Below are 19,447 nucleotides of genomic sequence, written 5' to 3' on the forward strand. Positions count from 1 at the left end.
GCATCCCATCTACAGGCTGAATTATGCGCCTTGCGCCGCTCTCTTTGTTTGATGGATGAGCCGCAGATTTGCGAAAACATAAAGCGAAAAACAAATGAACAACTGAAACAGCGTGGGAAGCAGGAAAAACATGTCATAGAATATTGAAAAAACCAGAATCTGGAAAGCAACCGAATAAGCGAATATCCCCCAAGGTTTGCCCTTCAGCGAGGCATTGTAAATGCAGCAACACACCAACTGGATAACGGCAACGAAGATGAAACCTCCCATTGCACCCACGTCCGACACGAAGCCGGCATAAACAGTTGAGGTATTCAAGTTCCGATCAACGAAGGTAAATAGATCGTTTCTGGCATCCAGTCCGAAAAAATCTTTTACTATCGACGGCAACATATTGGACATTGAGTACGAAAACGACCAGGCCGGTGTCACAGTGTCGATATTATGAAAGAAATTACTTAAGCCAGCAGTCAAGTAGACATAAAACCAAAGAAAGCCGCTGGGTAGAGCGTCGAAAACCGCTGCCGATCTGCCAGAAACCAGATATGAAAACGGGTTAGATGTTTGCCGCATATCGCCCAGATAACCGAACACGATGACTACTGAGAGAGCCACCACGACCAGGCTTAATATCTTTTTATAAGAGACTTTGGTGAGCAAAAGGGATACACAGACTATCTGGATCAATCCGCTTAGCAGAATGCCACGCCCCAACATGAGTACTGGCCAAATCAACAACAGCGCAATAAAAACTGCCAACCATTTTGACTTGGTTTTTATGGACAGATAAGTTGCCATGGACAGCATTTGCAAATAACAAGCATTCATCACGCCATGGAGTGATGGCACGCCAAATTCCGTATACAACTTATCGATACCAACAAGCCGCCAATAAAGAGGAACACCACTCGAGTAATAAATCTCAAAAGCGGTTCCCGCTGCCCATACAGCAATTAGCATATAAAAGAAGCGACTGACAACTCTTACATTGAACTCTGCTCGTTCTAAACTTATCGGCTCTGTTGTTTTTCGGCTTTTCAATAACACATACAGCAAAAAGATACTTACCATATTCATCAATATAACCATTAACCCCACCACTGAGGGGGTGACCAAATTACTGGTCAACCCAAAAAAATACAGTAGCAGGACCAAAGACCACATGGATATATAAACAAATGCTGGATTTAGCATAATTATACGTTCCGCTTTATAGCATTCTTCAGTTTTGGAAGAAGCTCGGAAACCAACTTAAAGACCAGAGAATTGTTCAGCACTTTAAACATGACACTGGTCAGAAATCTCTTTTTACCGGACGAGTACTTCAAAAACAAAGGATGCAGAGCCTCTACATTTGCTTTATTTTTTTTGACCACTTGTCGGAAGAGTTCACCCAAGAGATAACGGTAACCTCCCTGTTGACAGGCTTCATGAAGAAGCGGATCACCTGGGTAGCGCTGCGAAATGACATCCAAAGTCAACAAAGATTCGGCAAGTAGTTCAAAGGTTCTGTCACTCGCACCCAGGCCATGTTTACGGTATTTTCCATAAACGCCTGGAAGTTCGCGAACTTCACCACGTAGCGCAACTTCGATGTTGAAGATCCAATCCGAGACCATAGGAATGATTGGATCGAAACCATGTGCTGGACACGCGGTACGTCTCACCATTACAGACGACGCACCAGGTATACCGCCCTTGGCGATCAAATCGTAAGCATTATGGATCTTTTCTTTTTCGGTGGTATTGGTTCGGAAAATAATCTTTCCGTCAGCATGATTGAAAATATCAACGGGATGGTAGGAAAGAACTACATTCGACTCCTCAAACTGTGCCACCTGAGCGGTTATTTTTCCTGGCAGAAATAGATCATCGCCACCAAGGATCGCCACTAGATCACCAGTACAGGCAAAAAAAGCAGCATTTGAGTTACCGGTGATCCCGATATTTTTTTCATTCAGCACAGGTACCACTGTATCAGGGTATCTGCGTTGAAAATCCAATATAACGTCCCGCGTTCCATCGGTCGATGCATCGTCGGCAACGACAACTTCAAGATTTTTATAGTCTTGTGAAAGTACGCTTTCAATAGTTTCTGCAATCAAGTGACGTTGATTGTAGGTTATGATCATCACAGAAACTTTGGGATTATAAATATTCAACTCAGCGCCTCAATAAGCAAAAAAATCAAGTATCCAATTACTGCAAGCCAGTTAACGTCTCGGGCTTCATCCGTTTGAGTGCGCCAGTAACAAAAAATATCATTATTACCCAGTAAATTGCATAATTTAAAGCATGGGCGACCGATACACCCTCCAGCCCTATGTACTTCGTCAATATCACCGTTAATACATAAAAACTGATTGCGGATAAAATTTCAGAGGCAATAAATAGCTTGAACATCGCTTTACCAAGCATCACGTACGCCAGAATCCAGCTGCCGATCTTCAGCGTATCGCCAACAATTTGCCAAGCGAACAGACTCCTCATGGGCAGGAAGTCGGCGGTAAATAGCACCTGAATAATAAAATCACGCAGCACATACATCAGAAGTCCGCACACGGCCGCGCAAGGCAGTATAAACTTGTAGCCTTGAAGTATTTCTTTCCTGATCTCCGACTGATGAGTCAATTCGGACAGTTTAGGCAGGTAGTACACACTTAACGTGGTTGTCACTAGCATTAGATAAGCTGCACTTAATCGCCACATCGCCTCCCAGTAACCAGCGGCCTCCCAGCCCAAGGTGTTTCCCAAATGATTGCGAACCAAAATATGACTGATTGGAACGCAAACCGCTGATGTAAGGGCCATCGCTGTAAATTTAAAAAAGTTTTTTGCAACTTCTTTATCCACTCGGCCACACAGGTACCCCAAACGAAACCAAGGCGCCTTGCAACAAATCACCAACGTGACAAAGAAGCTAATTGACTGATAAATAGCCAATGCTATCAATGCGCCATAAAGCCCTGCAAATATTGACAGCGCCGTGGTCACTACAAACGCGAATAAACTGCCAGCAATGTTTGCAGCCACGTAGCGAATAAGGTCCTTCTTACCATTAAGTATGGCGAGCAAAAGAGTATTCAGGGTGAAGAACACCAACGTGGCTGCAAACCACCTGAGAACGCCTGCGAAGTCCTTGCTCTTCAGTATCCATCCCGCAAGGTCTTCGCTGAAAACTAATATAACAACACTGGATAATAACGAGCCGACAATGGCAATAGTACCTGCACTGCGCCAGACGGCTTGCTGCTTTTCCTCACTATAGTGATACTCTGCTGTGTACTTGGTAACGCCTGTATTGATCGCACCACTGGCAAACGTCGTTATCATCTGAATGGCATTCTGAAACTGACCAAGCGCCGCGTAACCGACAGGGCCAACATAAATCGCCAGTACCTTGTTGATGCCAAGCAAAGTGAGCATTTTAACGAGAACAGCAATCCCGTTCAGCAGGCTCGTTTTTATCAGTGTCATTATCCTTCAACCATTACCGTTGAAGCTATTACAAGCACTAATCACTTTTGCTGCATCAACCAGAGACATCGTTGGCCCGATTGGCAGACTTAACACTTGGTCATGGATCGCTTCAGTAACGGGAAAGGACATTTCGTTCCAATCTTTATAAGCTTGCTGCTTGTGAGGCGGAATCGGGTAATGGATAAGTGTTTGAATACCGAGTGCGGCCAAATGCTTCTGCAACTGGTCACGCTTTTCCGAACGAACTACAAAAAGGTGCCAAACGTGACTCTGCAGGCTCAGCGGTGATACTTCTTTGCTGAGAGGCAACTGAATCAGCTCATTGCTAATGCCAGTCATGTAAAGTTCTGCAATAGCTCTGCGCTTCTGAATATCTTCTGACAGATACTTCAGTTTTACACTTAACATCGCTGCCTGGATTTCATCCAGTCGGCTATTCACACCCTGAAAGATATTTTTATATTTCTCGTGCGACCCATAATTTCTAAGCGCTTTTACAACTCGCGCCAACTCCGGATCGTTAGTTGTAATGGCGCCTGCATCTCCGAGCGCCCCAAGATTTTTCCCTGGATAAAAACTGAATCCGGAAGCATCCCCCCAACTACCCGCAATTTTTCCGCCAATACTGGCACCATGTGCCTGAGCGGAATCTTCTAGCACCAACAAATCATGTTCTTTGGCGATACTCATGATCGCTGGCATATCAGCCAATTGTCCATATAAGTGGACTGGGATAATTACTTTGGTCTTAGGTCCGATCGCGGCTTTAATGAGAGCTGGAGAAATATTCAACGACTCATCGGGCTCAACCAAAACGGGTATCAGGCCATTTTCAGTGACAGCCAGAATGCTGGCTATGTAGGTGTTGGCCGGTACGATCACTTCATCGCCAACACTCAGTTTACCGAGGATTTTCCAAGCTCTTAAGGTTAGTGTGAGTGCATCAAGGCCATTCGCCACCCCGAAGCAGAACTCTGCACCACACGCAGCAGCAAAGTCTGTTTCGAACTGCTCCAACTCTTTACCTTGGATATACCAACCAGAATCAATGACTCGCGCACAGGCAGCCTTGAGTTCAGCACCGTAGGCCGCGTTCACATCTTTCAAACTTAAAAACTCAATCATCAGGTCACCTGTTATTTCGTCTTACTAAACCCATGGCAATGTTGCCATAGCCTGGATTCCGATCAATGCACGCCGGCGGATGCCATGTGGTTGGCTACTACACTTAAAAAATCACCATAGTCGCGTATATAGTCCGACTCGTCGTATTCCTGACTGGCGAATACGACCAATACGCAGTCCTCACTAAAGTCATGCATTTCTCGCCAAATGAGGTTATTAATAAGAACCCCTTTCGTTGGCGAATCCAGCCAGATTTCTTCTTTAGAGATGCCGTTATCCATCAACATGCGGCACTTCCCCGCTACGCATACGGCTAGCTGTCGCAATTGTTTATGTGCATGAAATCCACGGCTGACTTCTGACTGTGTTCCAAAAATATAATAGACACGCTTTATTTCGAACGGGACTTGTCCGCCTTTCTCCAAAGCAATCAAGCTGCCACGATTGTCTCCAATCACGTCAAGTTCGATCAACTGCGTGGTGCCTGCTTCGTAGAGTGTCGGCAAATCCGCTTTGTTAAAAGAGGTCGCCTGCTTGTCTTTTTCACTCACAATGAAGTCGATACCTTCCGGCCAGGTTATGCCGATATCAGGATCGTCCCACCGGATACTGCGCTCGAGATCCTTGGAGTAGATATCAGTGGTTTTGTAAAGAAAGTGAGTGTCATCTTCAAGCGCTACGAACCCGTGAGCAAATCCCTCAGGAATCCACAACATTTTATGATTATCTGCACTCAGTTCAACGCCTACCCATTGACCATAGGTAGGGGATCCCTTTCGAATATCAACTGCAACGTCGTAGGCAGCGCCGGAAACAACTCTGACAAGCTTCCCTTGGGCGTGAGGTGACAACTGATAGTGCAAGCCTCGCAGTACGCCCTTTTGTGAGCAGGAATGGTTATCCTGAATAAAACTTCTCGGCACGGGTAATCCCGATTGAGACAGCGCTTCATGAAAACGCGGCTCGTTGAAACTTTCAGCAAACCAGCCGCGATCATCTCTAAAAACCGTTGGCTCTATTATAACTACTTCCTGTAAATCGGTTTTTAGCAATTTCATGTAGTTACACCTTAAACGACAGTAAAATTTCCTGCCGACAATGACTTTAAAAACCTTGAAGGCACCGTTCCGGATACCTCTGCAACGCTTATGAAAAGTTGCGCTCCTGCGATCCTATATCAGGAAAGCATATTTTTTCGTGATGCATCCAAACGATAAAGAGTAAAAGCAAACAGTACGCCAAGCATCAGTCCCAGCACCAGCGCCAGAGAGATGACTAAGGCTTTCTTTGGCTTGACAGCACTTTGCGGTGTTTCGACATTACCGTCATAGCGAAACAAACTGAAATCCTTCGATACGACCGCCAACTTGTCGTAGAAGCTCTTCTTGGCTTGCAGCTCACGCAACTCTTCGATAAAGGCGTCGTTGGACGATCTGCTTTCAAGATTCTTTATCTCGGCATTAATTGCTTCAACACCTCTCAGAAAGCTCACGTCACCGTCCATTTTCCCAGCCACGGCAGTCGGTGTTGCGCCAAACGTCACGGTTGGCTTTTGTACGCCAGCCGCCGCAGCGACATTGAGTGCCGCGCGTAATTTGACAATAGCATCCCCACGGGAAGACTCACCTGTTTCACGTCTGGTATCTATTTCCTGGCTGATGCTCCTGGAACGAACTTTAGCCTCATAAGATACGTTCTTTGTAATTTCGTCAGCGGCCAAGGCCGCCGCTTGTTTAACGTAGTTCTTCACCCATTCAACGGCTTGTTGGGGGGTAGCGGTCTGGGCAATCACAGAATAACGGCCTGCTTCATCGGCAGTGACTGGATTAACCTGGAGCTTTTTTGAGAACTCCGCATATAACGCATCTTGCGGCCGAGCCTTCTGATCATCGCTCAGCGACGGCAGGTATTCCTTAGCAAAAAAATCCTGGCGTAACGACTCGGACTGCAGGTTTCGCAAAAATAAACGATACACATCCTCAATCGAATAGGGGGTGAGTTCGTTTCTACTAGTGCGTCCAGTATTCAGATCTGCAATATCACTTTGAGTAGGAGGGACCAAATAGGCTCTGGTTTCATAAACACGCTCACTGAAGAACGCATACATCAAACCCAAGACACCCGCGATCAAGGTGACGGAAATGATTACCCACACGCGACTCCAGAGCGCTCGTGCTATAGAAAAAATGTCAATATCATCAGAGTATTGACTATTTGTTGCATCACTTCGCATGGTCTTTGAGCCTTGTTTTAATCTGTCTCGATCTATCAGGAGATCGTAGCATGACGGTCTTTTTCCCAATTCTGTAGCACAGACACTTCGAAATCACTCGATGCCATTACTCAGCAATTTAGCTAAATACTGGCCATACCCCGTCTTCTTAAGGCGATCGGCTTGATCTGCCAGTTGTGCCCTGTCGATCCAGCCACTGGTAAAGGCAATCTCTTCAAGACAAGCCACTTTAAGCCCCTGACGTTGCTCAATGGTATGAACGAAGTGACTGGCTTCCAGTAGCGAATCGTGGGTACCGGTGTCCAGCCAGGCGAAACCGCGACCAAGCATTTCGACATTCAGGCTTTTACGCGCAAGGTAAGCACGGTTTACGTCAGTTATTTCCAGCTCACCGCGCTCGGACGGCTTGATAGCCTTGGCAATTTCGACAACATCATTGTCGTAAAAGTACAGGCCGGTTACCGCGTAGTTGGATTTTGGCTGCAACGGTTTCTCTTCAATACTCAACGCGCGACCGCTTGCATCGAACTCGACCACACCGAACCGCTCAGGATCAGAAACGTGATAGCCGAAAACAGTAGCCCCCACTTGCTGAGAGCTAGCGGATCGTAAGTTATCCGAGAAGTGCTGACCGTAGAAAATATTGTCGCCCAGGATCAAGCAGCACGGATCCTTGCCAATGAACTCTTCACCAATAATAAATGCTTGCGCCAGACCGTCAGGGCTTGGCTGCTCGGCGTAGGTCAACTTGATCCCGTAGACGCTGCCATCACCCAACAGCTTGCGAAAACAAGGCAAGTCTTCAGGTGTGGAAATGATCAGGATTTCGCGCATCCCTGCCAGCATCAGTACTGACAGCGGATAGAAGATCATCGGCTTATCGTAGATGGGCAGCATCTGTTTGGACACGCCGAGAGTCAACGGGTGCAAACGAGTGCCCGAGCCGCCGGCGAGGATGATACCTTTACGATTTGTCGTGGTCATTTATTCAGGACTTCCATAAGCATTCGAGTTACACCACTTTGCCAATCCGGCAAGTGTAGAGAAAAATTGTCACGCAACTTCTGAGTATTCAAGCGTGAATTCAGAGGTCGACGTGCAGGTGTTGGATAAGCGGTCGTAGCAATGGGATTGATCGCGGTAACGGCCAACGTTTCGCCATTGGCCCTGGCAAAGTCAATGACATGACTGGCATAGCCATGCCACGAAACTTCGCCACCAGCCGCCAGATGATACAAGCCGCCCAGTTCATGACGCTGCATGATTTGCTGGATCGCCAAAGCTGTCACGTCGGCAATCAGATCCGCACCCGTCGGTGCTCCAACCTGATCATCAATGACGTTCAGTGTTTCGCGATCCGCAGCCAATCGCAGCATTGTCTTGGCAAAGTTGTTGCCACGAGCGCCATAGACCCAACTGGTACGAAATATCAAATGCTTACATCTGGACGCAATGATCGCCTGCTCACCGGACAGCTTGCTGGCGCCATAGTGATTCACTGGCGCGACCGAATCTGACTCTTGCCAAGGCAGCGAACCCTGGCCGTTGAACACGTAGTCGGTCGAATAATGGATCAACCACGCGTCCAGGACAGTGGCTTCTTCGGCCAAGACTTGACTGGCCAGACTGTTCACACGGTCCGCCAGCTCGGTCTCGGACTCTGCCTTATCGACAGCCGTATAAGCCGCAGCATTGACGATAATGTCAGGTTTGACCTGGTGAATCGTTGCGCGAAGTGCATCGGGGTCAGATAAATCCCCGCACAAACCACCAACGCTATGACGATCCAGCGCAATCAAATCGCCCAGCGGTGCCAAAGAGCGTTGCAACTCCCAGCCTACCTGGCCATTTTTTCCCAGAAGCAGGATCTTCATGCCTTGCTCGAAGAACGATCCGCGTAATTCTGGTCGATCCACTGCTGGTAACTACCGCTTTTCACATGGGCTACCCATTCAGTGTTGTGGAGATACCACTCGACAGTCTTGCGAATACCGGTTTCAAATGTTTCTTCAGGCGTCCAGCCCAGATCGCGTTGAATTTTGCTGGCATCGATTGCGTAACGCTGGTCGTGGCCCGGGCGATCCTGGACATAGGTGATCAGGCTGGCGTGCGGACGATGGGCAGAGTCCGGGCGCAATTCGTCGAGCAGTGCACAAAGTGTGTGCACAACTTCAATGTTTTGCTTTTCGTTATGGCCACCGATGTTGTATGTCTCGCCGATAACCCCCTCGGTCACAACTTTGTACAAAGCACGGGCGTGGTCTTCAACATAAAGCCAATCGCGAACCTGGTTACCTTTACCGTAAACGGGCAGCGGCTTGCCTTCCAGGGCATTGAGGATTATCAGCGGGATCAGCTTCTCGGGGAAGTGGCACGGTCCGTAGTTGTTTGAGCAGTTGGTCACCAAGGTCGGCAAGCCGTAGGTACGGCTCCAGGCGCGAACCAGATGATCGGAGCTGGCCTTGCTCGCCGAGTACGGTGAGCTTGGCTGATAGGGGGTGGTTTCGGTGAAGAGGTCTTCCGGACCTTCGAGATCCCCATAGACTTCATCAGTCGAAATATGGTGGAAGCGGAAATTGGCTTTGCGCCCATCCTCCAGAGCAGCCCAATAGTGGCGTGCTGCTTCCAACAGGGTGTAAGTGCCGATGATGTTCGTCTGGATAAATTCAGATGGGCCGGAAATCGAGCGGTCTACGTGGGACTCTGCGGCCAGGTGCATGATGGCATCCGGTTGGTGTTCACGCAGGACGCGGTCGATCTGATCACGGTCGCAAATATCAACGCGCTCAAATACATAGCGTGAGCTCTGGCTAACTTCGGCCAATGACTCAAGGTTACCGGCGTAAGTCAGCTTATCGACGTTAACGACGGAGTCGGCAGTGTTGGAGATGATATGACGGATGACTGCCGAGCCGATGAACCCGGCGCCGCCGGTTACTAGAATTTTCACGCGAAACCACACCCTTTGAGTTACTGACAGGGCTGCCAAACCGAGCGCTGTCTAATCCATGAATGCAAAAAGCCACATCTAAGCTGAGGCTTCTGACAAAACCAGTCTGAACCGACGCAGGAACGTGCCATTATCGGACAAGCGCAGCATTTTACAGCTTAATGACGCTTTTACTAATGGATATAGACAAGCTGTGAAGCAAAATTCGTGATGTTTACTCTTTTCGTGATCAGAGAAGACGCTTGCGGGAAGATCTGGATGCCCGCCCTAAAACCCACCCTATAATCGGCCCAATCAGCATGCCGAACAGCAGCGCAAGAACCATCACCAGCGACACTGGTAATTGTGGACCTGACCAGCCCAGGAACAGCAGTGAAACCGATTGTTGATTTTCAAGCACAAAAACCAGTACGGCCAGAATAAGCAACAGGACAAGTATACCGAGGAGCACACGTCTAAGGTTACGCATGCGTCGTCCCTTTAGTTATGGAGGTCAAAGCCTTCCTCCTCTTCCTCGTTGACCCGATCTCGCAACTCCTTGCCCGGCTTGAAATGCGGCACAAACTTGCCATCAAGACTAACCGACTGACCCGTCTTCGGATTGCGACCAACGCGGGGCGCACGATAGTGCAGAGAGAAGCTGCCAAAACCACGGATCTCGATGCGATCTCCGGTAGCCAGACACTGTGACATCTGCTCAAGCATGGTCTTGATGGCCAGCTCCACATCCTTGGATGAGAGCAGCCCTTGATGGGTGACAATTCGTTCGATCAACTCCGACTTCGTCATATTTTTCCCTTCTTTTTCAAGCAGCTAGGAAAAGCGCTTCAAAGGTTTTAGCATGCCCGGAGGAATTTGAACAGCCCGAGTTTTCACATATCTCTAGCAGCAATGATCGCCCAATTACGACGAGCTAAGACCCGATCTGCCTCAGCGGCAAATCACCAGCATGGTGCGCGTCAGATACCCCGCAGGATTAAAGCCAAAAGGGAATTCATCCTCATCCTTTGCATCGTCGGACCTTGCTACAACCTTGTAGCCGGCCGCCTTGCACTCTTTGTCCGCGCGCTTGCGACACTTCTCCCATCCTGAACCCAATCCTGAACAATCTATCTCTACGCCACTGACACCACGCACGGCATGGGTCCTGGCATTCGTACCACAACCCGCCAGCGTCAACACCGCCACTGCGACAATGAGCTTGTTCATTCACTTCCTTATGGCAGGAGCCCTGCCCAGCCTTCGTTCGCTTGAGTTAAGACTAGCTGCAAATAAGCGATTGATCCGATTAAAGAAAGAGACAACGCAGCAGGGCCATTGGTTGCAAGGGCTGCCGGATCAGCACGAATCATCACCAGGCTCACCAAATCGCAGGCACAAAAAAGGGCGACCGAAGTCGCCCTTTTTCTATGGTCTGACAGAACTCAGTTCTGTTTTTCCATTTGTGCACGCAACAGGTCGCCCAGAGTGGTAGGACCAGGAGCTTTTTCATCCGAAGCTGGCTTGTCGCGCAGGCTTTGGATTGCTTCTTTCTCTTCAGCATCGTCTTTCGACTTGATGGAGAGCTGGATTACGCGGCTCTTGCGGTCAACGCTGATGATCTTGGCTTCTACTTCCTGGCCTTCTTTCAGAACGTTACGCGCGTCTTCAACGCGGTCACGGCTGATTTCGGAGGCTTTCAGAGTCGCTTCGATATCGTCGGCCAGAGTGATGATGGCGCCTTTAGCGTCAACTTCTTTCACGATGCCTTTAACGATTGCGCCTTTGTCGTTCTCTTGGACGTACTCGGAGAACGGATCGCTTTCCAGTTGCTTGATACCCAGGGAGATGCGCTCGCGCTCTGGGTCAACCGACAGGATAACGGTGTCCAGCTCGTCGCCCTTCTTGAAGCGGCGAACGGCTTCTTCGCCCACTTCGTTCCAGGAGATGTCGGACAGGTGAACCAGACCGTCGATGCCGCCGTCCAGACCAATGAAGATACCGAAATCGGTGATCGACTTGATGGTGCCGGAGATTTTATCGCCCTTGTTGAACTGGCCAGAGAAATCTTCCCATGGGTTAGATTTGCACTGCTTGATGCCGAGGGAGATACGACGACGCTCTTCGTCGATGTCCAGAACCATAACTTCCACTTCGTCGCCGACTTGTACGACTTTCGAAGGGTGGATGTTTTTGTTGGTCCAGTCCATTTCGGAAACGTGTACCAGGCCTTCAACGCCTTCTTCCAGCTCAGCGAAGCAGCCGTAGTCGGTCAGGTTGGTTACACGAGCGGTAACGCGAGTGCTTTCTGGGTAACGGGCTTTGATAGCAACCCATGGATCTTCGCCCAGTTGCTTGAGGCCCAGGGAAACACGATTGCGTTCGCGATCGTACTTCAGAACCTTGACATCGATCTCGTCGCCAACGTTGACGATTTCGGAAGGATGCTTAATACGCTTCCAAGCCATGTCGGTAATGTGCAGCAGGCCATCGACGCCACCCAGATCGACGAATGCGCCGTAATCGGTGAGGTTCTTGACGATACCTTTGACTTGTTGGCCTTCCTGCAGGGATTCCAGCAGAGCTTCACGCTCAGCGGAGTTCTCGGCTTCAAGCACGCTACGACGGGAAACGACAACGTTGTTGCGTTTCTGGTCGAGTTTGATGACCTTGAATTCCAGCTCTTTGCCTTCCAGGTGCGTGGTGTCGCGCACTGGACGAACGTCAACCAGAGAACCTGGCAGGAACGCACGGATGCCGTTAACGTCGACAGTGAAGCCGCCTTTAACCTTACCGTTGATAACGCCCTTGACCACTTCTTCGGCTGCGAAGGCTGCTTCCAGAACAATCCAGCATTCAGCGCGCTTGGCTTTTTCACGGGACAGCTTGGTTTCACCAAAGCCGTCTTCAACCGAGTCCAGAGCAACGTGAACTTCGTCACCGACGTTGATAGTCAGTTCGCCAGCATCGTTGTAGAACTGCTCAAGCGGGATGAGTGCTTCAGACTTCAGGCCAGCGTGAACGGTTACCCAGCGAGCTTGGTAATCGATATCAACGATAACAGCGGTGATGATGGAGCCTGCCTGAAGGTTCAGGGTTTTTAGGCTTTCTTCAAAGAGTTCCGCAAAGCTTTCGCTCATTTTAATTCCTGTTGAATAAGGGCGAAGGATACGCCCATCTCCACGTCCCAGACGACGTGGGTTATGTTCATTAGAAGAAGCACCGCAAGACTATGACTGGTCCCCTGCGCAGCTTCTTGGTCACCCGGCGATATCGCGAATGGCGATCTCGCTCATGATGCGTTCCAGCACCTGATCGATGGATAATTCCGTGGAATCCAGCTGTATGGCGTCAGCCGCCGGTTTGAGCGGGGCTACCGCTCGCTGGGTGTCACGCTCATCGCGTGCACGTATCTCATCTAGCAGACTCGACAGACTAACACCATCGACTTTGCCCTTCAACTGCAAGTATCGACGGCGAGCACGCTCCTCGGCACTGGCAGTGAGGAATATCTTCAGCGGCGCGTCAGGGAAAACCACCGTGCCCATGTCGCGGCCATCGGCGACCAACCCTGGAGGCTCCTGAAACGCCCGTTGACGCTGAAGCAGAGCGTCGCGGACGGCCGGCAAGGCCGCCACTTGGGAAGCCCAGGCACCCACCTGTTCGTTGCGCAAATCATCAGTGACATCGTCACCTTCAAGGATGATTCGCTGCGGATGACCTTCGGTCGCGCCGACGAACTGCACGTCCAGATGAGCGGCCAGCAGCTTCAGCGACTCTTCATTGGTCAGGTCGACGCCATGATTGCGCGCAGCGAATGCCAGCAAACGGTACAGCGCACCGGAATCCAGCAGGCACCAGCCCAGGCGCTTGGCCAGGATCCCGGCAATAGTGCCCTTACCCGAGCCGCTAGGCCCGTCGATGGTGATGACCGGTGGCTTGATAATCACGACTGAGCCTCTTGTGCAACACGGATGCCGACCTGCGCGCACAGCGCCAGGAAGTTCGGGAACGAGGTTGCGACGTTGGCACAGTCATGGATGCGGATCGGTGCGGTGGCGCGCAGCGAAGCCACGCTGAAGGCCATGGCAATCCGGTGATCGCCGTGACCGTGCACTTCGCCGCCGCCGATTTGGCCGCCGTCGATGATAATGCCGTCCGGGGTCGGTTCGCATTTGACGCCCAGCGCCAGCAAGCCATCAGCCATGACCTGGATACGGTCCGACTCCTTGACTCGCAGCTCTTCGGCGCCACGCAGGATGGTGCGCCCTTCGGCACAGGCCGCGGCCACGAACAGCACCGGGAATTCGTCGATGGCCAGCGGAACCAGCGCTTCGGGAATCTCGATACCCTTGAGTTTAGCTGCCTTTACGCGCAGGTCAGCCACCGGTTCGCCGCCGACTTCACGCTGGTTTTCCAGGGTGATGTCAGCGCCCATCAGACGCAGGATGTCGATCACGCCGGTACGGGTCGGGTTGATGCCAACGTGCTCAAGCACCAGCTCCGAACCTTCCGCGATCGATGCCGCCACCAGGAAGAACGCCGACGAAGAGATATCGCCTGGTACTTCGATATGGGTAGCGGTCAGCTTGTGGCCGGATTCGACCGACGCGGTAGCCCCATTGACGGTAACCGGGTAGCCGAAGCCCCGCAGCATGCGCTCGGTGTGATCGCGAGTCGGAGCCGGCTCGGTAACGGTGGTCTTGCCTTCGGCATACAGGCCGGCCAGCAGCAGACAGGATTTAACCTGAGCACTGGCCATCGGCATGGTGTAAGTCAGGCCCTTGAGCTTGTTGCCGCCACGAATAGTCATCGGTGGACGACCTTCAGCGGCGGTCTCGATCACGGCGCCCATTTCACGCAGCGGATTGGCCACGCGATTCATCGGACGCTTGGACAGCGAAGCATCGCCCGTCAGCGTGCTATCGAAGTTCTGCGCAGCCAGCAGGCCGGACAGCAGACGCATCGAAGTGCCGGAGTTACCCAGGTAGATCGGGCCCGGCGCAGGTTTCAGGCCATGCAGGCCGACGCCGTGAATGGTCACGCGACCGTGGTGCGGACCTTCGATCACCACGCCCATGTCGCGGAAGGCTTGCAAGGTCGCCAGGGCGTCTTCGCCCTCAAGGAAGCCTTCGACTTCGGTGACGCCTTCGGCCAGGGAGCCGAGCATGATCGAACGGTGGGAAATCGATTTATCGCCTGGTACTCGAATCCGCCCAGTCAGGCGGCCACCAGGTTGTGCCAGGAAAATCAGGTCGTTGGAGTTCATAGCGTCCACATAAGCCCGGCGGGCCAGGATTTTACTGAAATGTTCGCGGGCAACCCGGGCGCGAGTGAATACGCCCAACAATTGGTGCCCATCCCCTGCATCGACCGCGTCGCGCAAGGCGTCGAGGTCGCTGCGAAATGTATCAAGTGTGCGCAGGACAGCTTCGCGGTTGGCGAGGAAGATGTCGTGCCACATAACCGGGTCGCTACCCGCGATTCTTGTGAAATCGCGGAAACCGCCCGCAGCGTAACGGAAGATCTCAAGGTTTTCATTGCGCTTGGCCAACGAATCGACCAGGCCGAACGCCAACAAGTGCGGTAGATGACTGGTCGCCGCCAACACCTCGTCATGACGTTCGACCTGCATGTACTCGACATCGGCGCCCAATTCGCGCCACAAACGGTCGACCACTGCCAGCGCAGCCGGATCGGTTTGATCCAGTGGCGTCAAAATCACTTTATGGCGACGGAACAGCTCGGCATTGGAGGCTTCCACCCCGCTCTGCTCGGAACCGGCAATCGGATGGCCCGGCACAAAACGCGACGGCATGCCGCCAAACGCTTCGGTCGCGGCACGCACCACATTGCCTTTGGCGCTGCCAACGTCGGTCAGAATCGCCTGCCCCAGGTCCATGCCGGCCAATCGGCCAAGCATTTTTTCCATGGCGAGGATCGGCACGGCGAGCTGGATCACATCCGCGCCCTGACAAGCAACTGCCAGGTCTTCTTCGCAGCGATCCACCACGCCCAATTCAACCGCGAGCTTGCGCGACTGCGGGTCGAGATCGACCCCGACCACTTCGCGGCACAGGCCACTTTCACGCAACCCCTTGGCAAACGAACCGCCGATCAACCCAAGGCCGACCACAACCAGGCGACCGATCATAGGGGCAGCAGATTGCAGTGCAGTGACATCAACCACGAGCCAGAACCTTGGTCAGCGCCTCGAGGAAGCGGCTGTTTTCAGCCGGCAAACCGATGGTGATGCGCAGGTGGTTCGGCATGCCGTAGTTGGCCACCGGACGCACGATCACGCCTTCGCGCAGCAATCCCTGGAAGATCGGCGCCGCCACCTGCCCCATATCGACGCAGATGAAGTTGCCCCTGGATGGAATCCAGCTTAGCCCCAGCTCACGGAAACCCGCTTCCAGTTGCTGCATGCCGGCTTCGTTCAGGCGACGGCTTTCAGCCAGGTAGTCGGTGTCTTGCAGCGCAGCGCACGCAGCGGCCAAGGCCAGGCTGTTGACGTTGAACGGCTGACGCACACGGTTCAGCACATCGGCGACCACCGCGGTGGACAAGCCATAACCGACCCGCAGCGCCGCCAGACCATAGGCCTTGGAGAACGTGCGCGAGACCAGCAGATTCGGGTACGCCGCCAGGAAATCCAGACCATCCGGCAAGTCGCTGCCCTCGGCGTATTCAATGTAGGCCTCGTCCAACACCACCAGAACGTGCTCCGGCACGTCCTGCAGGAACTCGTCCAGCGCCTCGGCACCGAACCAGGTTCCGGTCGGGTTGTTCGGGTTGGCGATGAACACCACACGAGTATCTGCATCAATCGCAGCCAGCATGGCCGGCAGATCATGACCCCAGTCTTTGGCCGGGATCACTTTGGCCGTAGCGCCGACGGCTTGAGTGGCGATCGGATAGACCGCAAACGCATGCTCACTGAACACCGCATTCAGGCCGGGCGCCAGGTAAGCGCGCGCCACCAGCTCCAGAATGTCGTTGGAACCGTTGCCCAGCGTCACCTGATTCAGCTCTACGCGGCACTGCTCGGCCAGCAGGGTCTTGAGCGCAAAACCGTTGCCGTCCGGATAGCGGGTCAGCTCGGCCAGTTCGTCGCGAATGGCCGCCAGCGCCTTTGGACTGGCGCCCAACGGGTTTTCATTGCTGGCCAGCTTGATGATCTTCGCTGGATCGATGTTCAGCTCGCGCGCCAGTTCGTCCACGGGTTTTCCCGGAACGTAAGGCGAAAGTTGTTGCACGCCCGGCTGTGCCAGAGCGAGGAAGTTGCCACTCATTTGCTACCCCTTAGAGAACTGCTTTCGGGTAGGAACCCAGCACTTTGAGTGCTACTGCTTCCTGACTGATCTTTTCCAATACGCCTTTGATCAACGGATCACGGTGGTGGCCGACGAAGTCGATGAAGAACACGTAGGTCCATTTACCGCTGCGCGACGGACGGGTCTCGATTCGCGTCAGGTCGATACCGTTGTCGTGGAACGGCACCAGCAACTCATGAAGCGCACCGGGCTTGTTGCTCATGGAGACGATGATCGACGTCTTGTCGTCGCCGGTCGGCGGTACTTCCTGGCTGCCGATCATCAGGAAGCGCGTGGAGTTGTCCGGGCGATCCTCGATTTTCTCGGCCAGACGGGTCAGCCCGTACAAGCTGGCGGCCATGTCGCCGGCAATCGCCGCCGAGTTCCACTCACCCTTGACCCGCTTGGCCGCTTCGGCATTACTCGACACCGCCACGCGCTCGACATTCGGGTAGTGCGCGTCCAGCCACTTGCGGCACTGGGCCAGCGACTGGGCGTGGGAATAGATGCGGCTGATGCTGTCGGTCTTGGTGTTTTCACCCACCAACAGGTGATGGTGGATCCGCAGCTCTACTTCGCCACAGATGACCATGTCGTGTTCGAGGAAGCTGTCGAGGGTGTGGTTGACCGCGCCTTCGGTGGAGTTTTCCACCGGGACCACGCCAAAATTCACCGCACCGGCCGCCACTTCACGGAACACTTCGTCGATCGCCGCCATCGGCTTGCTGATCACCGCGTGGCCAAAATGCTTCATGGCTGCGGCTTGGGTGAAGGTGCCTTCAGGGCCGAGGTACGCCACTTTCAGCGGCTGTTCGAGAGCCAGGCACGACGACATGATTTCGCGGAACAAACGCGCCATCTCTTCGTTGCCCAGCGGCCCCTGGTTGCGCTCCATCACGCGCTTGAGCACCTGAGCCTCACGCTCAGGACGATAGAACACCGGCACTTCGCCTTCGGCCAGCGAGGCCATCTTTACTCGCGCAACTTCCTGGGCGCAGCGTGCGCGCTCACTGATCAGCTCCAGGACTTTGGTGTCCAGGGCATCAATGCGAACGCGCAGTGCCTTGAGTTCTTGCTCAGACATTAGCCGTGCTCCTTCTCGAACTCTGCCATGTAAGAAACCAGTGCGTTGACCGCAACGATGTCGACGGCGTTATAGATGGAGGCACGCATGCCGCCCACGGAACGGTGACCCTTGAGGTTCAACAGGCCACGCTCGTCGGCACCGACCAGGAATGGCTTGTCGAGACGATCGTCAGCCAGGCGGAACGGCACGTTCATCCACGAGCGATCCGACTTGTTGATCGGGTTGCTGTACAAACCGCTGGCGTCAATGAAGTCGTACAGCGTGCGCTGCTTCACGTCGTTGAGCTTGCCGATGGCTTCAACACCACCCTGCTCTTTCAGCCACTCGAATACCAGACCGGACAGGTACCAGGCGAGGGTTGGCGGGGTGTTGTACATCGAGCCGTTATCGGCCGCGACCTTGTAGTTGAGCATGGTCGGGCACAGGGAACGGGCATGCCCCAACAGGTCTTCGCGGATGATATTCACCACGATGCCGCTCGGGCCGATGTTTTTCTGTGCGCCGGCGTAGATCATGCCGAAGCGCGAAACATCGATTGGGCGCGACAGGATGTCCGAGGACATGTCGGCAACCAGCGGAACGTCACCGGTTTCCGGGACCCAATTGAATTCCAGACCGCCGATGGTTTCGTTCGGTGCGTAGTGAACGTAGGCCGCATCTTTCGACAGGCTCCATTCGTTCTGACCGGGAATTGCGAAATAGTCGTAGGGCTTGGCGGTAGCGGCAACGTTGACGTGGCCGTATCGGGAGGCCTCTTCGATGGCTTTCTGCGACCAGATACCGGTATCGATATAGTCGGCGGTGCCGCTTTCCGGCAACAGGTTCAGAGGAATCTGAGCAAATTGCTGGCTGGCGCCACCTTGCAGAAACAGCACTTTATAGTTCGAGGGGATATTCAGCAGATCACGCAGATCCTGCTCGGCCTTGGTGGCGATGGACACGAACTCATCACTGCGATGGCTCATTTCCATGACCGACAGGCCCTTGCCGTGCCAATCAAGGAGTTCACCCTGGGCGCGCTGCAGGACAGCTTCGGGAAGTGCCGCAGGACCGGCACAGAAGTTATAGGCTCTCTTGCTCACATCCAATCTCGCTCTGATTTGGTGGATCGTACAAACATATCAGTCGACACAGATCCAATGTGGGAGCGGGCTTGCTCGCGAAAGCGATGTAACAGGCGACATCTGTGCTGAATGTCAGTCCGTCTTCGCGAGCAAGCCCGCTCCCACAAGGGATCTTCGTGGGTGTCGATATTTCAAATGGGACAAACAACAAGG

The 19,447-nt window shown here is 52.9% G+C and carries 18 protein-coding genes; all 18 read right to left on the reverse strand.

Annotation, left to right across the window (positions count from 1 at the left end):
* Positions 1–21: 21 nt before the first annotated feature.
* Positions 22–1,194, reverse strand: a complete 1,173-nt coding sequence (locus ACA068_RS20770; RefSeq protein ID WP_497304427.1) for an O-antigen polymerase — start codon at positions 1,192–1,194, stop codon at positions 22–24.
* 2 nt (positions 1,195–1,196) lie between these two features.
* Complete coding sequence (locus ACA068_RS20775; protein ID WP_497310639.1) at positions 1,197–2,135, reverse strand: glycosyltransferase family 2 protein; 939 nt, start codon at positions 2,133–2,135, stop codon at positions 1,197–1,199.
* A 64-nt stretch (positions 2,136–2,199) separates the two neighbouring features.
* Positions 2,200–3,477, reverse strand: a complete 1,278-nt coding sequence (locus tag ACA068_RS20780) for an O-antigen translocase (RefSeq protein WP_497304428.1) — start codon at positions 3,475–3,477, stop codon at positions 2,200–2,202.
* 6 nt (positions 3,478–3,483) lie between these two features.
* Positions 3,484–4,605 carry a DegT/DnrJ/EryC1/StrS family aminotransferase gene (locus ACA068_RS20785; RefSeq protein WP_497304430.1) on the reverse strand — a complete coding sequence of 374 codons (1,122 nt, stop codon included), beginning with the start codon at positions 4,603–4,605 and terminating at the stop codon, positions 3,484–3,486.
* A 62-nt stretch (positions 4,606–4,667) separates the two neighbouring features.
* Positions 4,668–5,663, reverse strand: coding sequence for a dTDP-4-dehydrorhamnose 3,5-epimerase (gene rfbC, locus ACA068_RS20790; protein ID WP_497304432.1), 996 nt, complete (start codon positions 5,661–5,663; stop codon positions 4,668–4,670).
* Between the two features lie 119 nt (positions 5,664–5,782).
* Positions 5,783–6,838 (reverse strand): LPS O-antigen chain length determinant protein WzzB, encoded by a 1,056-nt coding sequence (locus tag ACA068_RS20795; RefSeq protein ID WP_497304434.1) that lies wholly within the window; start codon positions 6,836–6,838, stop codon positions 5,783–5,785.
* A 93-nt stretch (positions 6,839–6,931) separates the two neighbouring features.
* Positions 6,932–7,822, reverse strand: a complete 891-nt coding sequence (gene rfbA, locus ACA068_RS20800; RefSeq protein WP_497304436.1) for a glucose-1-phosphate thymidylyltransferase RfbA — start codon at positions 7,820–7,822, stop codon at positions 6,932–6,934.
* Positions 7,819–8,712: a dTDP-4-dehydrorhamnose reductase gene (gene rfbD, locus ACA068_RS20805; protein WP_497304437.1), complete on the reverse strand. Its 894-nt coding sequence runs from the start codon at positions 8,710–8,712 to the stop codon at positions 7,819–7,821. The genes rfbA and rfbD overlap by 4 nt, the downstream gene beginning before the upstream one ends.
* Positions 8,709–9,788 carry a dTDP-glucose 4,6-dehydratase gene (rfbB, locus tag ACA068_RS20810; protein ID WP_497304439.1) on the reverse strand — a complete coding sequence of 360 codons (1,080 nt, stop codon included), beginning with the start codon at positions 9,786–9,788 and terminating at the stop codon, positions 8,709–8,711. The genes rfbD and rfbB overlap by 4 nt, the downstream gene beginning before the upstream one ends.
* A gap of 229 nt (positions 9,789–10,017) precedes the next feature.
* Positions 10,018–10,257 (reverse strand): LapA family protein, encoded by a 240-nt coding sequence (locus tag ACA068_RS20815; RefSeq protein WP_497304441.1) that lies wholly within the window; start codon positions 10,255–10,257, stop codon positions 10,018–10,020.
* Positions 10,258–10,268: 11 nt separating this feature from the next.
* Positions 10,269–10,577: an integration host factor subunit beta gene (ihfB, locus tag ACA068_RS20820; RefSeq protein WP_054051920.1), complete on the reverse strand. Its 309-nt coding sequence runs from the start codon at positions 10,575–10,577 to the stop codon at positions 10,269–10,271.
* A gap of 141 nt (positions 10,578–10,718) precedes the next feature.
* Entirely contained in the window at positions 10,719–10,997 is a 279-nt protein-coding gene (locus ACA068_RS20825) for a hypothetical protein (RefSeq protein WP_497304442.1), read from the reverse strand.
* A 215-nt stretch (positions 10,998–11,212) separates the two neighbouring features.
* On the reverse strand, positions 11,213–12,907 hold the full coding sequence (gene rpsA / locus ACA068_RS20830; RefSeq protein WP_497304443.1) for a 30S ribosomal protein S1: 1,695 nt from the start codon (positions 12,905–12,907) through the stop codon (positions 11,213–11,215).
* A 120-nt stretch (positions 12,908–13,027) separates the two neighbouring features.
* Entirely contained in the window at positions 13,028–13,717 is a 690-nt protein-coding gene (gene cmk / locus ACA068_RS20835; protein ID WP_059406801.1) for a (d)CMP kinase, read from the reverse strand.
* The gene (locus tag ACA068_RS20840) at positions 13,714–15,921 is read right to left on the reverse strand and encodes a bifunctional prephenate dehydrogenase/3-phosphoshikimate 1-carboxyvinyltransferase (protein WP_497310640.1); all 2,208 of its coding nucleotides are present in this window, start codon (positions 15,919–15,921) and stop codon (positions 13,714–13,716) included. The genes cmk and ACA068_RS20840 overlap by 4 nt, the downstream gene beginning before the upstream one ends.
* 28 nt (positions 15,922–15,949) lie before the next feature.
* On the reverse strand, positions 15,950–17,062 hold the full coding sequence (gene hisC, locus ACA068_RS20845; protein ID WP_497304445.1) for a histidinol-phosphate transaminase: 1,113 nt from the start codon (positions 17,060–17,062) through the stop codon (positions 15,950–15,952).
* A gap of 10 nt (positions 17,063–17,072) precedes the next feature.
* Positions 17,073–18,167, reverse strand: a complete 1,095-nt coding sequence (gene pheA, locus ACA068_RS20850) for a prephenate dehydratase (protein WP_162436108.1) — start codon at positions 18,165–18,167, stop codon at positions 17,073–17,075.
* The gene (gene serC / locus ACA068_RS20855; protein ID WP_497304447.1) at positions 18,167–19,252 is read right to left on the reverse strand and encodes a 3-phosphoserine/phosphohydroxythreonine transaminase; all 1,086 of its coding nucleotides are present in this window, start codon (positions 19,250–19,252) and stop codon (positions 18,167–18,169) included. The genes pheA and serC overlap by 1 nt, the downstream gene beginning before the upstream one ends.
* Positions 19,253–19,447 lie beyond the last annotated feature (195 nt).

This window comes from Pseudomonas sp. LBUM1660 (assembly GCF_059695935.1).